Origin of the sequence: Allotabrizicola aquatica (SeqCode) (assembly GCF_965194375.1) — a bacterium.
GTDB lineage: Bacteria > Pseudomonadota > Alphaproteobacteria > Rhodobacterales > Rhodobacteraceae > Tabrizicola_A > Tabrizicola_A aquatica.
Genome location: NZ_OZ239428.1, coordinates 262,501 through 277,524 on the forward strand (window position 1 = coordinate 262,501; position 15,024 = coordinate 277,524).

At 64.6% G+C, this 15,024-nt stretch carries 15 protein-coding genes; 9 read left to right on the plus strand and 6 right to left on the minus strand.

Annotated elements, in window-relative coordinates:
* Positions 1-60: 60 nt before the first annotated feature.
* Together crtD and crtC are read left to right on the plus strand one after the other, a co-directional pair.
* Positions 61-1,617 (plus strand): 1-hydroxycarotenoid 3,4-desaturase CrtD, encoded by a 1,557-nt coding sequence (gene crtD, locus AC72UB_RS14480; RefSeq protein WP_505190393.1) that lies wholly within the window; start codon positions 61-63, stop codon positions 1,615-1,617.
* Positions 1,614-2,465, plus strand: a complete 852-nt coding sequence (gene crtC, locus AC72UB_RS14485; RefSeq protein ID WP_505190394.1) for a carotenoid 1,2-hydratase — start codon at positions 1,614-1,616, stop codon at positions 2,463-2,465. Before crtD ends, crtC begins: the two co-directional genes overlap by 4 nt.
* Here the strand turns inward: crtC and tspO are convergent.
* Genes tspO through AC72UB_RS14500 form a run of 3 tightly spaced genes read right to left on the minus strand, consistent with a single transcriptional unit; the run spans position 2,453 to position 5,507 of the window.
* Entirely contained in the window at positions 2,453-2,914 is a 462-nt protein-coding gene (gene tspO / locus AC72UB_RS14490; protein ID WP_505190395.1) for a tryptophan-rich sensory protein TspO, read from the minus strand. The two genes, crtC and tspO, sit on opposite strands and share 13 nt — an antisense overlap.
* Positions 2,915-2,952: 38 nt before the next feature.
* Complete coding sequence (gene crtB / locus AC72UB_RS14495; RefSeq protein ID WP_505190396.1) at positions 2,953-3,978, minus strand: 15-cis-phytoene synthase; 1,026 nt, start codon at positions 3,976-3,978, stop codon at positions 2,953-2,955.
* Positions 3,975-5,507 carry a phytoene desaturase gene (locus AC72UB_RS14500; RefSeq protein ID WP_505190840.1) on the minus strand — a complete coding sequence of 511 codons (1,533 nt, stop codon included), beginning with the start codon at positions 5,505-5,507 and terminating at the stop codon, positions 3,975-3,977. Before AC72UB_RS14500 ends, crtB begins: the two co-directional genes overlap by 4 nt.
* Before the next feature lie 158 nt (positions 5,508-5,665).
* Here AC72UB_RS14500 and crtA point away from each other — a divergent pair, with 158 nt between their 5' ends.
* From crtA to AC72UB_RS14530, 6 genes are all read left to right on the plus strand, one after another.
* Complete coding sequence (gene crtA / locus AC72UB_RS14505; protein WP_505190841.1) at positions 5,666-6,373, plus strand: spheroidene monooxygenase; 708 nt, start codon at positions 5,666-5,668, stop codon at positions 6,371-6,373.
* Positions 6,370-7,374, plus strand: a complete 1,005-nt coding sequence (bchI, locus tag AC72UB_RS14510; protein ID WP_505190397.1) for a magnesium chelatase ATPase subunit I — start codon at positions 6,370-6,372, stop codon at positions 7,372-7,374. Before crtA ends, bchI begins: the two co-directional genes overlap by 4 nt.
* Positions 7,371-9,050: a magnesium chelatase subunit D gene (locus AC72UB_RS14515; RefSeq protein ID WP_505190398.1), complete on the plus strand. Its 1,680-nt coding sequence runs from the start codon at positions 7,371-7,373 to the stop codon at positions 9,048-9,050. Before bchI ends, AC72UB_RS14515 begins: the two co-directional genes overlap by 4 nt.
* A complete protein-coding gene (bchO, locus tag AC72UB_RS14520; protein ID WP_505190399.1) occupies positions 9,050-9,937 on the plus strand; it encodes an alpha/beta fold hydrolase BchO in 888 nt (295 codons plus the stop codon). Before AC72UB_RS14515 ends, bchO begins: the two co-directional genes overlap by 1 nt.
* Before the next feature lie 2 nt (positions 9,938-9,939).
* Complete coding sequence (gene hemE, locus AC72UB_RS14525) at positions 9,940-10,968, plus strand: uroporphyrinogen decarboxylase (RefSeq protein ID WP_505190400.1); 1,029 nt, start codon at positions 9,940-9,942, stop codon at positions 10,966-10,968.
* A 132-nt stretch (positions 10,969-11,100) separates the two neighbouring features.
* Positions 11,101-12,309, plus strand: a complete 1,209-nt coding sequence (locus tag AC72UB_RS14530) for an aminotransferase-like domain-containing protein (RefSeq protein ID WP_505190401.1) — start codon at positions 11,101-11,103, stop codon at positions 12,307-12,309.
* A 98-nt stretch (positions 12,310-12,407) separates the two neighbouring features.
* On the opposite strand, the gene AC72UB_RS14535 is transcribed toward AC72UB_RS14530, so the two are convergent.
* Together AC72UB_RS14535 and hemF are read right to left on the minus strand one after the other, a co-directional pair.
* A complete protein-coding gene (locus tag AC72UB_RS14535) occupies positions 12,408-12,770 on the minus strand; it encodes a hypothetical protein (protein WP_505190402.1) in 363 nt (120 codons plus the stop codon).
* Positions 12,771-12,798: 28 nt separating this feature from the next.
* Complete coding sequence (gene hemF / locus AC72UB_RS14540; protein WP_505190403.1) at positions 12,799-13,668, minus strand: oxygen-dependent coproporphyrinogen oxidase; 870 nt, start codon at positions 13,666-13,668, stop codon at positions 12,799-12,801.
* 131 nt (positions 13,669-13,799) lie between these two features.
* Here hemF and AC72UB_RS14545 point away from each other — a divergent pair, with 131 nt between their 5' ends.
* A complete protein-coding gene (locus AC72UB_RS14545) occupies positions 13,800-14,189 on the plus strand; it encodes a hypothetical protein (RefSeq protein ID WP_505190404.1) in 390 nt (129 codons plus the stop codon).
* Positions 14,190-14,202: 13 nt separating this feature from the next.
* On the opposite strand, the gene AC72UB_RS14550 is transcribed toward AC72UB_RS14545, so the two are convergent.
* Positions 14,203-15,021, minus strand: a complete 819-nt coding sequence (locus AC72UB_RS14550; protein WP_505190405.1) for an SDR family NAD(P)-dependent oxidoreductase — start codon at positions 15,019-15,021, stop codon at positions 14,203-14,205.
* Positions 15,022-15,024: the final 3 nt, after the last annotated feature.

Genomic DNA, 15,024 nt, shown 5'->3' on the forward strand with positions numbered 1-15,024 from the left:
GACACCAATATGTAAATCATACTGGACAGTTTGCCCGTCCGAGTCAACAATCGCCTCCTGATGAAAGATAGGTTCAGCCCTAAGGTGATCGTCGTCGGTGCAGGCATGGGCGGCCTCAGCGCCGCCATTCGGCTGGCCGCTGCCGGGCTTTCGGTGACCGTGATCGAGACGCAAGACAGCCCCGGCGGCAAAATGCGCAGCCTGCCCAGCGCTGCAGGTCCGGTGGACGCCGGCCCGACGGTGCTGACCCTAAGGTCCGTGTTCGACACCTTGTTTGATCTGGCGGGAGAGCGGCTGGACGATCATCTGCACCTGATCTCGCAACCGACTTTGGCCCGGCATTGGTGGCTTGACGGGTCAAGCCTTGATCTTTTCATCGACCCCGAGGCAAGCGCTGCGGCGATTGCCTCGTTTGCCGGACCAAAGGCCGAGGCGCAGTTTCGCCGGTTCAACTCCCTGTCAGCCCAGCTTTACACTGCCTTTGACGCGCCGATGATGCAGGCCGCAAAGCCTGCCCTTGGCGCGATTGCGTGGAACGCGCTGCGCATGCCGGGAGCATGGCCTTCGCTGCAACCGGGATTAACCCTTGCGCAATTTCTGGCGCGCAGCTTTGACGATCCGCGCCTGCAGCAACTTTTTGGGCGCTATGCCACCTATGTCGGGGGCGCGCCGAATCTGTCGCCCGCCGTGCTGGCGCTGATCTGGCAGGCCGAGGCGCGGGGCGTTTGGGCGGTTGAAGGCGGCATGCACCGGCTCGCTGCCGCTTTGGCAGCGCTGGCCGAGCGGCAGGGTGTCACGCTGGAATACGGCCGCACGGTGCGCCGGATTGATCGGCAATCCGGCCGGGTGACCGGGGTGGTGCTGTCAGACGGGCGCGCCCTGAAATGCGATGCGGTGGTGTTCAACGGCGATCCAGCCGGCCTACTGGCTGGGCTATTGGGCAATGGGCCGCAACAGGCCCTGCCTCCATCGGCGGCCCATCCGCGCAGCCTATCGGCTTGGGTCTGGGCCTTTGCAGCCACGCCCTCGGGCGCGGATCTCATCCATCATAACGTGTTCTTCGGCTCTGACCCCGCCCGCGAATTTGGCCCGATCGCGCGCGGTCAGATGCCCGACGAGGCCACACTCTATATCTGCGCTCAAGACCGCCACCATGGCACCCCGACTGGGCCAGAGCGGTTCGAGATCATTATGAACGCCCCCGCAAAAACCAGCCAACCTCTTGGAGAGATTGACCAATGTCGCGCCCGGACTTTTCCCCAACTGGCCCGCTTTGGCCTGACCTTCGACCAGCCGCCAGCGGACAGCACTCTGACCACTCCGGCGGGATTTTCAGCCCTGCATCCGGGCTCGCAGGGGGCGATCTATGGCCGCAGCCCGCAAGGCACGCTGGCCAGCTTTCAAAGGCCGGGGGCGCGGACGCGGCTGCCGGGTCTTTATCTGGCGGGGGGCGGGGCGCATCCGGGCGCGGGGGTTCCGATGGCAGCATTGTCCGGCAAGCATGCGGCCGAAGCGATATTGAGCGACCTGACTTCGGCGTCACCGTCGCGCCTGACGGATACGCTTGGTGGTATGTCGATGGCGTCTCGGACGACGGGACGCGCGCCGTCTCGGTGATCGGCTTTATCGGCTCGGTGTTCTCGCCGTGGTATGCGTGGTCGGGGCGGCGCGATCCGGCCAATCATTCTTGCATCAACGTGGTCACCTATGGTCCCGGCGGGCGGTTCACCATGACCGACCGCGGCCGCAGCGCCTTGCGGCAAAGCCGCGATGCCCTACAGGTTGGCCCCAGCCGGATGGCTTGGGTGGGTGGCACGCTGGTGATTGATATTGACGAGATTTCGGCGCCGCCCGTCATAAGCCGGGTGCGGGGCCAGATCCGGCTGACACCGAGTGCGGTGACCAGTGTCGAGGCGATGCTGACGCCAAGTGCCAGCCATATCTGGCGCCCCTTCGCCCCCTCTGCGCGAATCGAGGTCGATCTGACCCAAGGCCACAGCTGGACGGGCCACGGCTATTTCGACGCCAACTTCGGGACGGCCGCTTTGGAGGCGGATTTCAAACGCTGGACTTGGGGGCGCTACCCGCGCAGCCACGGCGGCACGACCTGCTTTTATGACGGGCTACGCGCCGATGGATCACCACTCGCGCTGGGGCTCGACATCAGCGCCGATGGAGAGGCGACTGAGATCGTACCACCGCCGCTGACCAAACTTTCGCGCACCAACTGGGGCATTGCCCGCGACACCCGCTGTGATGCGGGCGCGCGGCCGCGGCAGACCATGGCGATGCTGGATGCGCCGTTCTACAGCCGCTCGGTCGTGCAAACCACGATCGAAGGCGACACCGTGCAGGGCGTGCATGAGGCGCTGGATCTGGGGCGGTTCCGGTCCCCCATCGTCAAGGGCATGCTGGCCTGCCGAGTCCCAAGGCGCGCCAACTGGCAGTTCGATCAGGCGGATTGATCTAGGTTCATCCGCCACAAGCTGTAATTCAGCGCGCCCGCGACCGAAACCCAGATCAGATATGGCAAGAACATCAGCCCCGCCAGCCAATCCAGTTGCCAAAAGGCCAATGTTGTTGCCGCGACCGAGAGCCACAAACAGACCATAACCCCCATTGCCGCACGCATCCGGTGCAGGCCAAAAAACACTGGTGTCCATAGGGTGCTAAAGGAAATCTGCGCCGCCCAGAAGGCCAGCGCCTGACCGGACTCAGGCCATTGGGCAACCCGCATCGCCGAGAATGACATCAACAAGTAAAGCGTGGTCCAAACCACCGGGAACATCCAGTTCGGGGGTGTCCAGCTTGGCTTTTGAAGCGCCTCATACCAGGCACCGGTCTGGAACAGCGTGCCAGTTGCAGCCGCCCCACCGCAGGCCGCCAGAAAGGTCAGAAACAAACCCCAGTCCATCGTGTCACCCTTTATGGCTACCTACCCTTGCAGGTAGGTTACGCGCGGGCGCGATTCAATGACCGATCGGCACGATCCTTGGCTTCCAACTGCGCAAAGACCGAAAAAAGCGCCTCGGAGCGGCTGTAATGGGCGGTGTTGCGCGCCGCGGCATCGACAAGGAAAGCCACTTCGGGCTGTGGTGGAGCGTGAAGCACGGCCGGTTGCGGCAAAACCACCGACACACCACTGCGGACCAAAGACAGCCCCAGCCAGCCCAGCTTTTGCCGTCCCGTCGTGCGGGCGCGGTGGGTCACGCTGTCATGGTCCAGCCGCGCCAAAGCGCCGCCAATGCCATCATAGACATGGCGTGCGGCATAAATGCCGGGGCGGCAAGACAGCGGCAAGGCGGGCACGCCAGCCTCGGACCGGGTATAGAACGTGGTCGCCTGCGCCAAAAGCCGCCCCGCCAGCGCCTGAAGGCGCGGATCAGGTTGCGGGTTGGCGAAGAGCGCATCGACACTGATCCCCACCTCGTCCAGCCAATCCAGCGGCAGATAGACCCGCCCGGCGCGGGCATCCTCGCCAATGTCGCGGGCGATGTTGGTCAATTGCATCGCAAGCCCCAGATCGCAGGCCCGTGCCAGCGCATCGGGGTCGCGCACCCGCATTAAGACGCACATCATCGCGCCGACCGCACTGGCCACACGCGCGCAATAGCCCAAAAGCTCGGACATCGTGGCATAGCGCCGCTCGGCCGCGTCCCAAGCGAGCCCCTCCAGCAAGGCATCGGGCAAGGCGCGCGGCATTTCAAAATCTTCGACCACGGCGGCAAAGGCGCGATCAGCAGGGGCGTTGCGCGGGCGGCCTTCAAAGACCAGATCCAACCGATCGCGCAAGCCCAGCACCGCTGGGGCCTTGTCGTCGCTGTCATCCACCGCGTCATCGGCCAGCCGACAAAAGGCATAAAGCGCCAATGCCGGGTCACGCACCCGCGCCGGAAGAAGGCGCGAGGCCGCATGGAACGACAACGACCCTGTACGGATCGCCTCGCGGCAATGCTCCATATCCGATGGCGCGATCATTCGGCGGCCATCCGAACCGGCGCCCGACGTGGCGCATCGGGCACCAGCGTGCCCAGAACCTCGGCACTGGCAATCACACCGGGCAGCCCCGCACCCGGATGGGTGCCCGCGCCCACGAGATAGAGGCCCTTGGCCTCTTCCGACACGTTATGCGGCCGGAACCACGCCGATTGCAGAATGCGCGGCTCAATCGAAAAACCGCTGCCATAGGGCGACAAATAGCGGGTCTCAAAACTGTTGGGCGTAAACACCAACTGCTCGGACAGATGGTCGCCAAGTCCGGGCAACAGCCGCTCTTCCAGCATCTTTTGCATCTTTTGGCGGTAAGGCTCAGCCTCAACCGTCCAATCCACTCCGTTGTCAAAGCCCAGATGTGGCACGGGCGACAGGGCGTAGAAGGTGTCGTCGCCCAAAGGGGCCGCCGTGGGGTCGGTGACCGTGGGGCGGTGGACATACAGGCTCATATCATCGGCCAGCTTGCCGCGAATAAAGATATCGCGGATGTGGTCCTTATAGCGCGGCCCAACAACGATGGTGTGATGGCCGACATCTGGCCATTTCAGCTTGGTGCCCTTGGTGCCGAAATACCAAACGAACAGCCCCATTGACCAGCGCTTGCGCGCCAGCTTGGAGCGCGTCCAGCGCTTGCGCGGGTGGTTGCGCAACAGCCGATCATAGGTGTGGCCCGCGTCTGCGTTCGACACCACCACATCGGCGGCAATCACCTGACCACCTGCCAAGCGCACCCCGGTGGCGCGGCCGTTCTCTAGCAAAATCTCATCCACCTCGGCATTCAGCCGCAAGGTGCCACCCTGCGAGGCAATCACTCCCGCCATGGCCAAGGCAATCGCCCCCACCCCGCCCATGGCGTAATGAACGCCGAATTCCTTCTCGAGGTGGCTGACGAGGATATACATCGACGTCACGTGGAACGGGTCGCCGCCAATGAACAAAGGATGGAACGACAGCGCAAAGCGCAGACGCTCGTCCTTCACGCGGCTGGCGGCATGGGCATAGACCGACTTATCGGCGCGCAGCAGGGCAAAGGTCGGCAGAACCTTGATCAGATCGGCCAAGCGGTGCATCGATCTTCGGCCCAGATCTTCAAAGCCGAACCAATAGCGCCGTTCGCTGTCGTTCAAGAACTTGTCATAGCCCGCCAAATCCCCCGGCGAGAGCCGCGCCACTTCAGCGCGCATTGCCTCGGTCGATTGGCGCGCGGTGAAGCTGGACCCGTCCTGCCAACGTATCTCATAAAACGGATCGAGCGCCCGGAGATCGACATCGCGGTCAAAATCGCGCCCGCAGGCCGACCACAATTCCCGCAGTCCCTGTGGCACGGTCACAATCGTCGGCCCCAGATCAAAGCGGTGCCCACCTTGGGAAATGGAACTGCCGCGACCACCCGGCATATCCAGCCGGTCGATCACCGTCACCTCATAACCCTTGGCCCCAAGCCGCATGGCCGCCGCTAGGCCACCCAGCCCTGCACCGATGACAAGGGCGCGTGCACCCGAGGGCGAGGACATGGCGGCAGCGGGGGAGTCGATCTTGGCTTGCATGGGCTTAGGATATACTGTCCATTTCAATTTACAATACATAGCTATTCAGCCGAAAAAACAGTGTTTTCACTTTTCAGGGCTGCGATAAACTGTCAGAATAAACTGACACATCTCGGAGTAGCGCCATCAACACCGTTTCCCTCTCGCTGTTCCGCTTTCCCTCCCTGCCCGCCCGACTTTGGGTGCTGGGGCAGATGGCGGCGGCACGGCTGTCGTTCTGGCGGATGCCGGACGTGGGGTTCTGGAAGCTCTGCGGTTCGGGCACGGGAGAGGGGTTCACCCCGCGCCCCAACACGGCCGTCTGGGCGATTTTGGCCACTTGGCCTGATGAGGCAACCGCGCGCCGACACTTGACGACTGCCCCGGTTTACCGCCGCTGGGCAAGCCACGCCTCGGAAAGCTGGACCATCCTTCTGCAGCCCACCTCGGCGCGGGGTGAATGGTCGGGCGTGCAGCCCTTTACGCCAGGCGTCGATCCATCGCCCGAAGGCCCCATCGTCGCACTGACCCGCGCCACCATGCGCGCCTCGACCTTCCTGCGCTTTTGGCGCCGGGTGCCCGACATTTCCGCGGTGATCGGCCAAGACCCGAATGTGCTGTTCAAAATCGGCATCGGCGAGGTGCCGCTGTTGCACCAAGTCACCTTTTCCATCTGGCCCGATGTCGCCTCTATGGCGCATTTCGCGCGCGGTGATGGCCCGCATGGCCGCGCCATCGCCGCCGTGCGGCGCGAAGGCTGGTTCAAGGAAGAGCTTTACGCCCGCTTTCGTCTGATCGACGATTGGGGAACCTGGGGCGGCCAGCGCCCGCTTGCGACAAAGGACGCCGCATGAGCCAACCCTTCCCCTTCTCGGCCATCGTGGGCCAAGAGGCCATGAAACAGGCCATGGTACTGACCGCCATCGACCCCGGCATCGGCGGCGTGCTGGTGTTTGGTGACCGGGGCACCGGAAAATCCACCGCCGTGCGTGCACTTGCCGCCCTTTTGCCCGAGATCTCAGCGGTTGAAGGCTGCCCAGTGAATTCGGCGCGGGTCGAGGATGTGCCCGTTTGGGCCAATGCTGTGTCTGGCCGCATCACCAAACGCCCAACCCCGGTGATCGACCTGCCCTTGGGGGCGACCGAAGACCGTGTCGTGGGGGCCTTGGACATCGAACGGGCGCTCACGCGGGGCGAAAAGGCGTTTGAACCCGGCCTTCTGGCACGCGCCAACCGCGGCTATCTCTACATCGACGAGGTCAACCTTCTGGAAGATCACATCGTCGATCTTCTTCTTGATGTGGCCCAGTCGGGCGAGAACGTCGTGGAACGCGAAGGGCTGTCGATCCGCCATCCCGCGCGCTTTGTGCTGGTCGGCTCGGGCAACCCTGAAGAGGGCGAGTTGCGCCCCCAACTCCTTGACCGTTTTGGCCTTTCGGTTGAGGTGACCAGCCCGCGGGATGTGGAAACCCGGGTCGAGGTGATGCGCCGCCGAGATGCCTATGAGAACGACAACACCGCCTTCATGAAGAAGTGGCGCACCAAGGACAGCGCCTTGCGCAAGGCCATTCTGGCCGCCCGCGCCGCCCTGCCGGGCCTGACCACCCCCGGCGTGGTTCTGCATGATTGCGCCGCCTTGTGCATCGCCCTTGGCTCGGACGGGTTGCGCGGTGAGTTGACGCTTCTCCGCGCCGCACGCGCGCAGGCCGCTTTTGAAGGGGCTGCAACCGTCACCCGCCAGCATCTGAAAACCGTGGCGACCAGTGCCCTGTCGCACCGCCTGCGCCGCGATCCGCTCGATGAGGCCGGATCAGGCGCCCGCGTGGCACGCATTCTGGCCGAAACCCTGCCGTGAGCGAGCCGCTCTCGCCTTGGGACCGAGCTCAGGCTGCGGTCACGGCGCTGGCGGTGGACCCGGCGGGCCTGCGCGGGCTGTGGCTGCGCGCGCGGTCTGGCCCCTTGCGCGACCGCGTGGTGCAGGCTTTGGCCGCACTCCCCTTGCCGCAACGGCGGCTGCATCCCGGCGTGGATGATGCCACGCTTTATGGCGGGGTAGACCTGTCGGCGACCTTGGCCCATGGGCAATTGGTGCGCGACGCAGGCCTTTTGGCCACCCCCGCCGCCTTGATCCTGACCATGGCCGAACGCTGCCCCGCAGGCCTTGCGGCGCGGCTGGCACGGGTTCTGGATGACCCCGGTTTTTGCCTTGTGGCACTGGATGAAGGCGCGGAACCCGATGAAGCGCTGGCCCCCGCCTTGGCCGACCGACTGGCGCTGTTTCTCGACCTTGACGGCATCGCTGCCGCCGACACCTTCCCGCTGGATCTGCCGCCCGAGACCCTATCCCTTGCCCGCGCACGACTGGCCAAGGTTCGCATTGAGCCCAAAGCGGTCGAGACCCTGACCCGCCTTGCCGCTGCCATGGGCATCACCAGCCTGCGCGCGCCCCTGTTGACGCTGGCGACCGCCCGCGCCTTGGCCGCGTGGCGGGATGAAGCCACCCCCAGCGAGGCCACCCTACGCCACGCCGCCGAGTTGACGCTGGCCCATCGCGGCACCCTGCCCGATGCGGCGGAGCCTGAAACCTCGCCGCCGCCGCCCGAGCCTGACCAACCCGACAGCGCCGAGCCTGAAACCCGCCAATCCGCCGACACCCCACCGGATGAGATGCTCTTGGACGCCATCCGCGCCGCCCTGCCGCCCGATCTTCTGGCGCGCCTTGCCGTGGCCCGTGCCAGCCGCGCGGCCAAGGGCAGCGGCGGATCGGGTGATGCGCGCAAGGGCAACCACCGGGGCCGCCCCCTGCCCCCGCGCCCCGGCACGCCGGGCAGCGGCAAGCGGATTGACCTTGTGTCAACCCTGCGCGCCGCCGCCCCGTGGCAACCCCTGCGCCGCAAGACGGCCCTTGTCGACAAGCCCGGCCTGCACATCCGCCAATCCGATCTGCGGCTAAAACGCTATGTCGAAACCTCCGACCGGGTGCTGATCTTTACCGTTGATGCCTCGGGCTCCTCCGCCCTTGCCCGCTTGGCCGAGGCGAAGGGCGCGGTGGAACTGCTTCTGGCCCAAGCCTATGCGCGGCGCGACCATGTGGCGCTGATCGCCTTTCGTGGCGACTCGGCGGAACTCTTGCTGCCGCCCACGCGCTCACTGGTGCAAACCAAGCGGCGGCTGGCCGGATTGCCGGGTGGGGGGGGAACGCCGCTGGCCGCCGGGCTTCAACTGGCCCTGTTGACCGCGCTGCAAACCCGCGCGCGGGGTATGACGCCGACCATCGCCCTTTTGACCGACGGGCGGGGCAACATCGCCCTAGACGGAAGCGCCAACCGCGCACAGGCCGAAGATGACAGCCACCGCCTTGCCCTTGGCCTGCGAAATTCCCGCGTACCAACCATGGTGATCGACATCGCCACCCGGCCGCAACCCGCCTTGCGCGACTTGGCCGCGCGACTGGACGCCCCCTATCTGCCCCTGCCCCGCGCCGATGCCCACAGGCTTTCGGCGGTGCTGGGCGCAGCTTTGGAGGGCTGATGCAGGCCCCTGTGATCCCCACCGATTGGCCCAACCGAAATGCCTCGCGCCACGTGTTCTGCGCGCCGCACCTGTGGCATGTGCAAGAGATCGGCAGCGGCCCGACGCTTTTGATGATCCACGGCGCGGGCGGGGCCAGCCACAGTTGGCGGGGCCTCGTGCCGGTCTTGGCAGATCATTACCATCTGGTGATCGTCGACCTGCCCGGTCAGGGCTTCACCCGTCTGGGCGCACGGCACCGCTGCGGGCTGGATCCCATGGCCGAAGATCTGGCCCGGCTGATCCGTCAAGAGGCTTGGGCGCCGATGGCCTATATCGGCCACTCCGCCGGGGCGGCGATTGCGCTCAGGCTGGCCGAACTCGCGCCGCCCCGCGCGGTCATCGGGCTGAACGCCGCGCTTGGGCAATTCGAAGGCGTGGCGGGCTGGCTGTTCCCGGTCATGGCCAAACTTCTGGCCGCAGCCCCGTTCGTGGCGCAAATCTTCAGCCGCCTTGCGGGCAATCCGGCCAAGGTGGCCTCGCTCCTCGCCTCAACTGGCTCAACCATCGACGCAAGAGGTCAGGCGCTTTATCTGCAGCTTTTGCGGATGCCCAGCCATGTGGATGCGACGCTGGCGATGATGGCGCAATGGACGCTGGAGGGGTTGTTGGACAGGCTGCCCCAGCAGACCACGCCCTGCCTTCTCATCACCGCCGCGAATGACCGCGCAGTGCCACCGGCCAAATCCTCCAACGCCGCCGCGCGCATGCCCCATGCACGCTGGCACGACGTCGCGGGCATGGGGCATCTTCTGCACGAAGAAGCCCCGCAGATCGTTGCCCCGCTGATCCTCGATTTCCTGACCACACTCCCCCCGGCCCCTGCGCCGGGTGACAAGAAGGCATGACCATGACCAAACTTCTTTTGCGCGCCCTTGGCGGCGAGACATTGCCGACCCCACCGATCTGGATGATGCGGCAAGCGGGGCGCTATTTGCCCGAGTATCGCGCGACGCGGGCCGAAGCGGGGGATTTCCTCAAGCTGTGCTACAACTCCGATCTCGCCGCCGAGGTCACCTTGCAGCCGATCCGCCGCTATGGCTTTGATGCAGCGATCCTCTTTGCCGATATTCTCCTGCTTCCACAGGCACTTGGCGCGGATCTTTGGTTTGAAACCGGCGAGGGGCCGCGCTTGTCCACCATCACCACGATGGCGGGTGTGAAGGCGCTGAAGCCGAAGGACGCGATCCACGACACGCTCGGCCCGATCTATGAAACCGTCCGGATTCTGGCCCGCGAATTGCCCAAGGAAACCGCGCTCATCGGCTTTGCCGGCGCGCCGTGGACGGTGGCGACCTATATGATCGCCGGACGGGGCACCAAGGATCAGGGCCCGGCCCACGCCCTCAAGGCCGCAGATCGGGCGACATTCTCGGCGCTGATCGATGTGATCACCGAGGCGACGATTGATTACCTGTCTGGGCAGGTAACCGCCGGGGCCGAGGTGGTGAAGCTGTTTGATTCTTGGGCCGGGTCGCTGAAGGGAGCGGATTTCACCGACTTCGCTGTGAAACCGGCCGCGCGGATCATTGCAGAACTGAAATCCCGCCACCCCGGCCTGCCGATCATCGCCTTCCCGCGCGAGGCAGGGGCGGGCTACATCGGATTCGCCAAAGCCACGGGGGCGGATTGCGTGGCGCTGGACAATTCGGTGTCACCGGAATGGGCGGCGGAGCATGTTCAGGTCTCGGGCTGCGTGCAGGGCAACCTTGCGCCCGAACACATGGTGACGGGCGGCCAAGCCTTGGTCGACGCGACACGCCGGGTGGTTGATGCCTTCAAGGGCGGACCGCATATCTTCAACCTCGGCCACGGGATCACGCCCGACGCCAACCCCGACAACGTCTCCCTCATGATCGACACCGTGCGCCGGGGGTAACCGGCGCAAAAGGTGAGTATTTGGAAAGGCGCAAATCCTGCAGAGCTAAGCCATCTAGCCGTGTCGGGTGTTGATATTGACTTACCCCATCTGGGGCGCGAAGTTGCCGCGCGTTTGCAAGGGAGATGCGCCGTGGAGTGGACCAACGTTCTGGCCAGCCGGTCAAGCCGGATGAAAGCCTCGGAAATCCGGGAGCTTTTGAAGCTGTTGGACCAGCCCGACATTATCTCGTTTGCGGGTGGCATTCCCGATCCGGCGCTGTTTCCGGTGGCGGCGTTCAAGGATGCCTTTGCCGAGACGCTGACCAGTCAGGCCAATGCGGCGCTGCAGTATTCGGTCTCGGAAGGCTACAAACCCCTGCGCGACTGGATCGCGGGCGAGATGGGCAAGCTGGGCATTCCCTGCGACGCCAGCAACATCCTGATCACCTCAGGCTCGCAGCAGGCGCTGGATTATCTGGGCAAGTTGATGCTGTCGCCGGGGGATACCGCCTTGGTTGGCTGGCCGACCTATCTGGGGGCTTTGGGGGCATTCAACGCCTATGAGCCGAATTACGATCGGCTGGACCCCAAGGTCAACCGTTCTGCCGCCGACTTCGCCGCCACGGCGGAAAAAGCCGGCGGCCGGGTAAAGTTCGCCTATCTGTCGGTCGATTTTGCCAACCCCACTGGCGAGACGCTGGACCGCGCCGCGCGCGAGGCGGTGATTGATCTTGCAGATGAGGCTGACATCGCCATCATCGAGGACGCCGCCTATCAAACGCTGCGCTTTGACGGCGAGCCGATTCCGCCGATTCTGGCTTTGGAAATCGCCCGCAAAGGCAGCATTGAAAACTGCCGCACGCTCTATTGCGGCTCCTTCTCGAAATCCTTGGCCCCCGGCCTGCGCGTGGGCTGGATCTGTGCCGCGCATGACATCATCAGCCGGCTGGTGCTGATGAAACAGGCGGCGGATCTGCATTCCTCGACCGTCAACCAGATCGTGACCCACAAGGTCGCCTCGACCATCTTTAACGCCCATGTCGACACCCTGCGCGCCACCTATATGGCGCGGCGCGATCATCTCTTGGCAGCCCTCGCGCGCGAGATGCCGCAAGGCGTCAGCTGGACGAAGCCAGAAGGCGGCATGTTTGTCTGGGTGACCCTGCCCGCAGGCATGGACGGGGCCGATCTGCTGGCGCAATCGCTAAAGACCGAGCGGGTGGCCTTCGTGCCGGGCCGGGCGTTTTACGCCGATGGATCGAACGGCAACACGCTGCGGCTCTCTTTCTCTTGCGCCAATGAGGCCCAGATTGACGAGGGCATGAAGCGGCTTGGTCGGCTGATCCGGGCTAACGCCTGACATATCGCGCCCCACAGCCTTGGGCTTGCGCCTTTGGAAATACTCCACGGGAGGTCCGGAGGGTGTGAAACCCTCCGGGGGTTGGGCAAAACGCCGCGTTAGCTGGCCTGAAACACCGGCCCCAGCATCGCGGCCAGCGCCGCAAAGGCCTCATCGCGGCCTTCGCAGCCTGCTCCGACGCGGATGGAAACCGACCCCGCCCAGCCAAAACGGCCAGCCATTTCGGGGCGGAGCGTAATCTCGAGCCCCTTTGGCCCCGCCACCACGGCGGCCAGGGCGTCCGTGGCACCAAAGCTTTCGTCCGTCACCTCGAACCAAACTTGCCCGCCGCCCAAGGGCTGACGGAACAGCGCATAGGCCTCATCCTCGGCCTCACCCTCGGCAAAGCCGACAAAGAGCATGCCCTCTTCGTCATCTTCAACAACCGAGGCATAGGCGGCCTTCACCACGATGTCGGCCATCATGCGCCCCACAAGCTGAACAAAGCGATCAGGTCCATTTCGCAATCGGCGGCAGGCTCATCAGCACGGCATTGGCGTCGTGGCCGGTTTCAAGGCCAAACTTGGTGCCCCGGTCGTAGACGAGGTTGTATTCGGCATAAAGCCCACGGTGGATCAGCTGGGTTTCGCGGTCAGCCTCGGTCCATGCTGTCGGCAGCCTGCGTTCCGTCACGGGCAGGAAGGCGGGCAGGAAGGCCGCGCCAACGGCTTTGGTAAAGGCGAAATCGGCCTCCCAATTTCCCGTGTTCAGATCATCGTAAAAGATGCCGCCGACACCGCGCGCCCGGCCGCGATGGGGGACGAAGAAGTATTCGTCAGCCCAAGCCTTGAAGCGGTCGTAATAGGCCGGATCATGGGCATCGCAGGCGCGTTTCATCTCACCATGAAAATGCGCCGTGTCCTCGGGATATTCGATGCAGGGGTTCAAATCGGACCCGCCGCCGAACCACGAGGCGCCAGGGGTCCAGAACATGCGGGTGTTCATATGGACGGCCGGGGCATGCGGGTTGACCATATGCGCCACCAGCGAGATGCCCGAGGCCCAAAAGCGCGGATCAGATTCCATGCCCGGCACGCCCCGCGCGGCCATGGCTTTTTGAGCGCGCGCGCCCAAGGCACCATGCACCTCGGACCAGTTGACGCCAACCTTTTCAAAGACCCGGCCGCCGCGCAGCACCGACATGATGCCGCCACCGCCATCTTCGGCGCGGCTGGTCGGGGTGACCTCAAAGGTCACGGGCGTCTCGCCTGCCGGGGTGGCGCGGACCTCTAACTCTTCAAAAGCGGCCACGATCCGGTCGCGCAGGGAACGGAACCAGGCGGCGGCGCTGGCCTTTTTGGGGGTGAAATCGTCGGTCATCGGGGCTCTCTTTGGCGGCTGTTGCCCTTGCCTAGCATTGGCTGGGCCAAGGCTCAACGCGGATGATATGGCATAGCGGGCGCGGCGCGGTATAGTTGCGGCATTCTGGTCAAGGATTGCGAGTCGCGCCGATGAAACGCCTGATGCTTCTTCCTGTGCTTTTTCTGGCCGCCTGCGGCACCCCGCAAGAGCAGTGTATCAGTGCCAATACCCGCGATTTGCAGGTGGTGGACCGCTTGATCCGCGAGACCGAGGGCAATCTGGCGCGGGGTTATGGGTTTGAGACGGTCACGGTTTATGAACCGCGCTGGGTCAACTGCACGCCGCGCCCGACCGACGCGGTGCCCGAACCCGAGCTTGAGATGTGTTTTGAACAGGTGCCGGTGACAGTGCGCAAAGAGGTGGCGCTGGATCTGGGGGCCGAGGCGGCCAAGCTGAACAGCCTAGAGGCCAAGCGCAAGGGGTTGGCCAAGGCGGCCGAAAGCGTGATCGCCCAGTGCAAGGCGAAACATCCCGAATAAGGCCGCTGCAGCGTCAATGCGCCGGGGCGGCGACCGGGTCCAGCAGGCTGCGCCCGCCATCGACGGTCAGGATCTGACCCGTCAGGAACGAGGCGGCATCCGAGGCGAGATACTGAACGGTTTCCACCAGTTCTGAGGCTGGCGCGATGCGGCCCAAAGGCGTGCCCGCCTCGATCAGCCCGCGCCAATCGGGTTCGTCCTTGAGCGCGGCTTGCAGGCTGCCGGACAGGACTGAGCCGAAGGCCACTGCGTTCACCCGGATGCCTTTGGGTGCCAGCGCCACCGCCAGGGATCGCGTCATCTGATCGACCGCCGCGCAGGCGATGGAATAGCCCAACAGACAGGTCTGGGTGCGGGTGGCGGCGATGGAGGACAGGTTGATGATGCTGCCGGCGGGCGGGCGCGGGCCATCGGTTTCGCCCAACAGGTCCGCCTGTTTGATCATCCGCTTGGCGGTCATCTGGCTGAGGCGCAGGCTGGTAATCAGGTTTTGCTGCAACATCTCGTCCACCGCGTCTTCTTCAACCTTCAGGGGTTCAGAGACCCGCATCATCCGGCTGGCGTTGACGAGAATATCCACGCGGTCAAAGGCGTCGATGGTGGCAGACAAAAGGTTGGCGATGGTCAATTTCTGGCGCAAATCGCCTGCGAACATGCGCACCGGCCCATCGCCACGCGCTTCCTCGCCGATTTCATCTTCAAGCCGCGCCTCGTCCATATCAGCGAACATCACATTCGCGCCCTTGTCGACAAAGTGGCGGGCAATCGCGAGACCGATGCCATTGGCGGCACCGGTCACGATGGCGGTCTTGCCGGTGATGGAAAAGGACATGAG

Coding starts and splice junctions, on each gene's coding strand:
- hemF (WP_505190403.1), bottom strand. CDS start 13,668: ATGACCGACGATTTCACCCCCAAAAAGGCCAGCGCCGCCGCCTGGTTC.
- tspO (WP_505190395.1), bottom strand. CDS start 2,914: ATGGACTGGGGTTTGTTTCTGACCTTTCTGGCGGCCTGCGGTGGGGCG.
- bchI (WP_505190397.1), top strand. CDS start 6,370: ATGAGCCAACCCTTCCCCTTCTCGGCCATCGTGGGCCAAGAGGCCATG.
- AC72UB_RS14500 (WP_505190840.1), bottom strand. CDS start 5,507: ATGTCCTCGCCCTCGGGTGCACGCGCCCTTGTCATCGGTGCAGGGCTG.
- AC72UB_RS14550 (WP_505190405.1), bottom strand. CDS start 15,021: ATGTCCTTTTCCATCACCGGCAAGACCGCCATCGTGACCGGTGCCGCC.
- AC72UB_RS14545 (WP_505190404.1), top strand. CDS start 13,800: ATGAAACGCCTGATGCTTCTTCCTGTGCTTTTTCTGGCCGCCTGCGGC.
- crtB (WP_505190396.1), bottom strand. CDS start 3,978: ATGATCGCGCCATCGGATATGGAGCATTGCCGCGAGGCGATCCGTACA.
- bchO (WP_505190399.1), top strand. CDS start 9,050: ATGCAGGCCCCTGTGATCCCCACCGATTGGCCCAACCGAAATGCCTCG.
- AC72UB_RS14535 (WP_505190402.1), bottom strand. CDS start 12,770: ATGGCCGACATCGTGGTGAAGGCCGCCTATGCCTCGGTTGTTGAAGAT.
- crtD (WP_505190393.1), top strand. CDS start 61: ATGAAAGATAGGTTCAGCCCTAAGGTGATCGTCGTCGGTGCAGGCATG.
- hemE (WP_505190400.1), top strand. CDS start 9,940: ATGACCAAACTTCTTTTGCGCGCCCTTGGCGGCGAGACATTGCCGACC.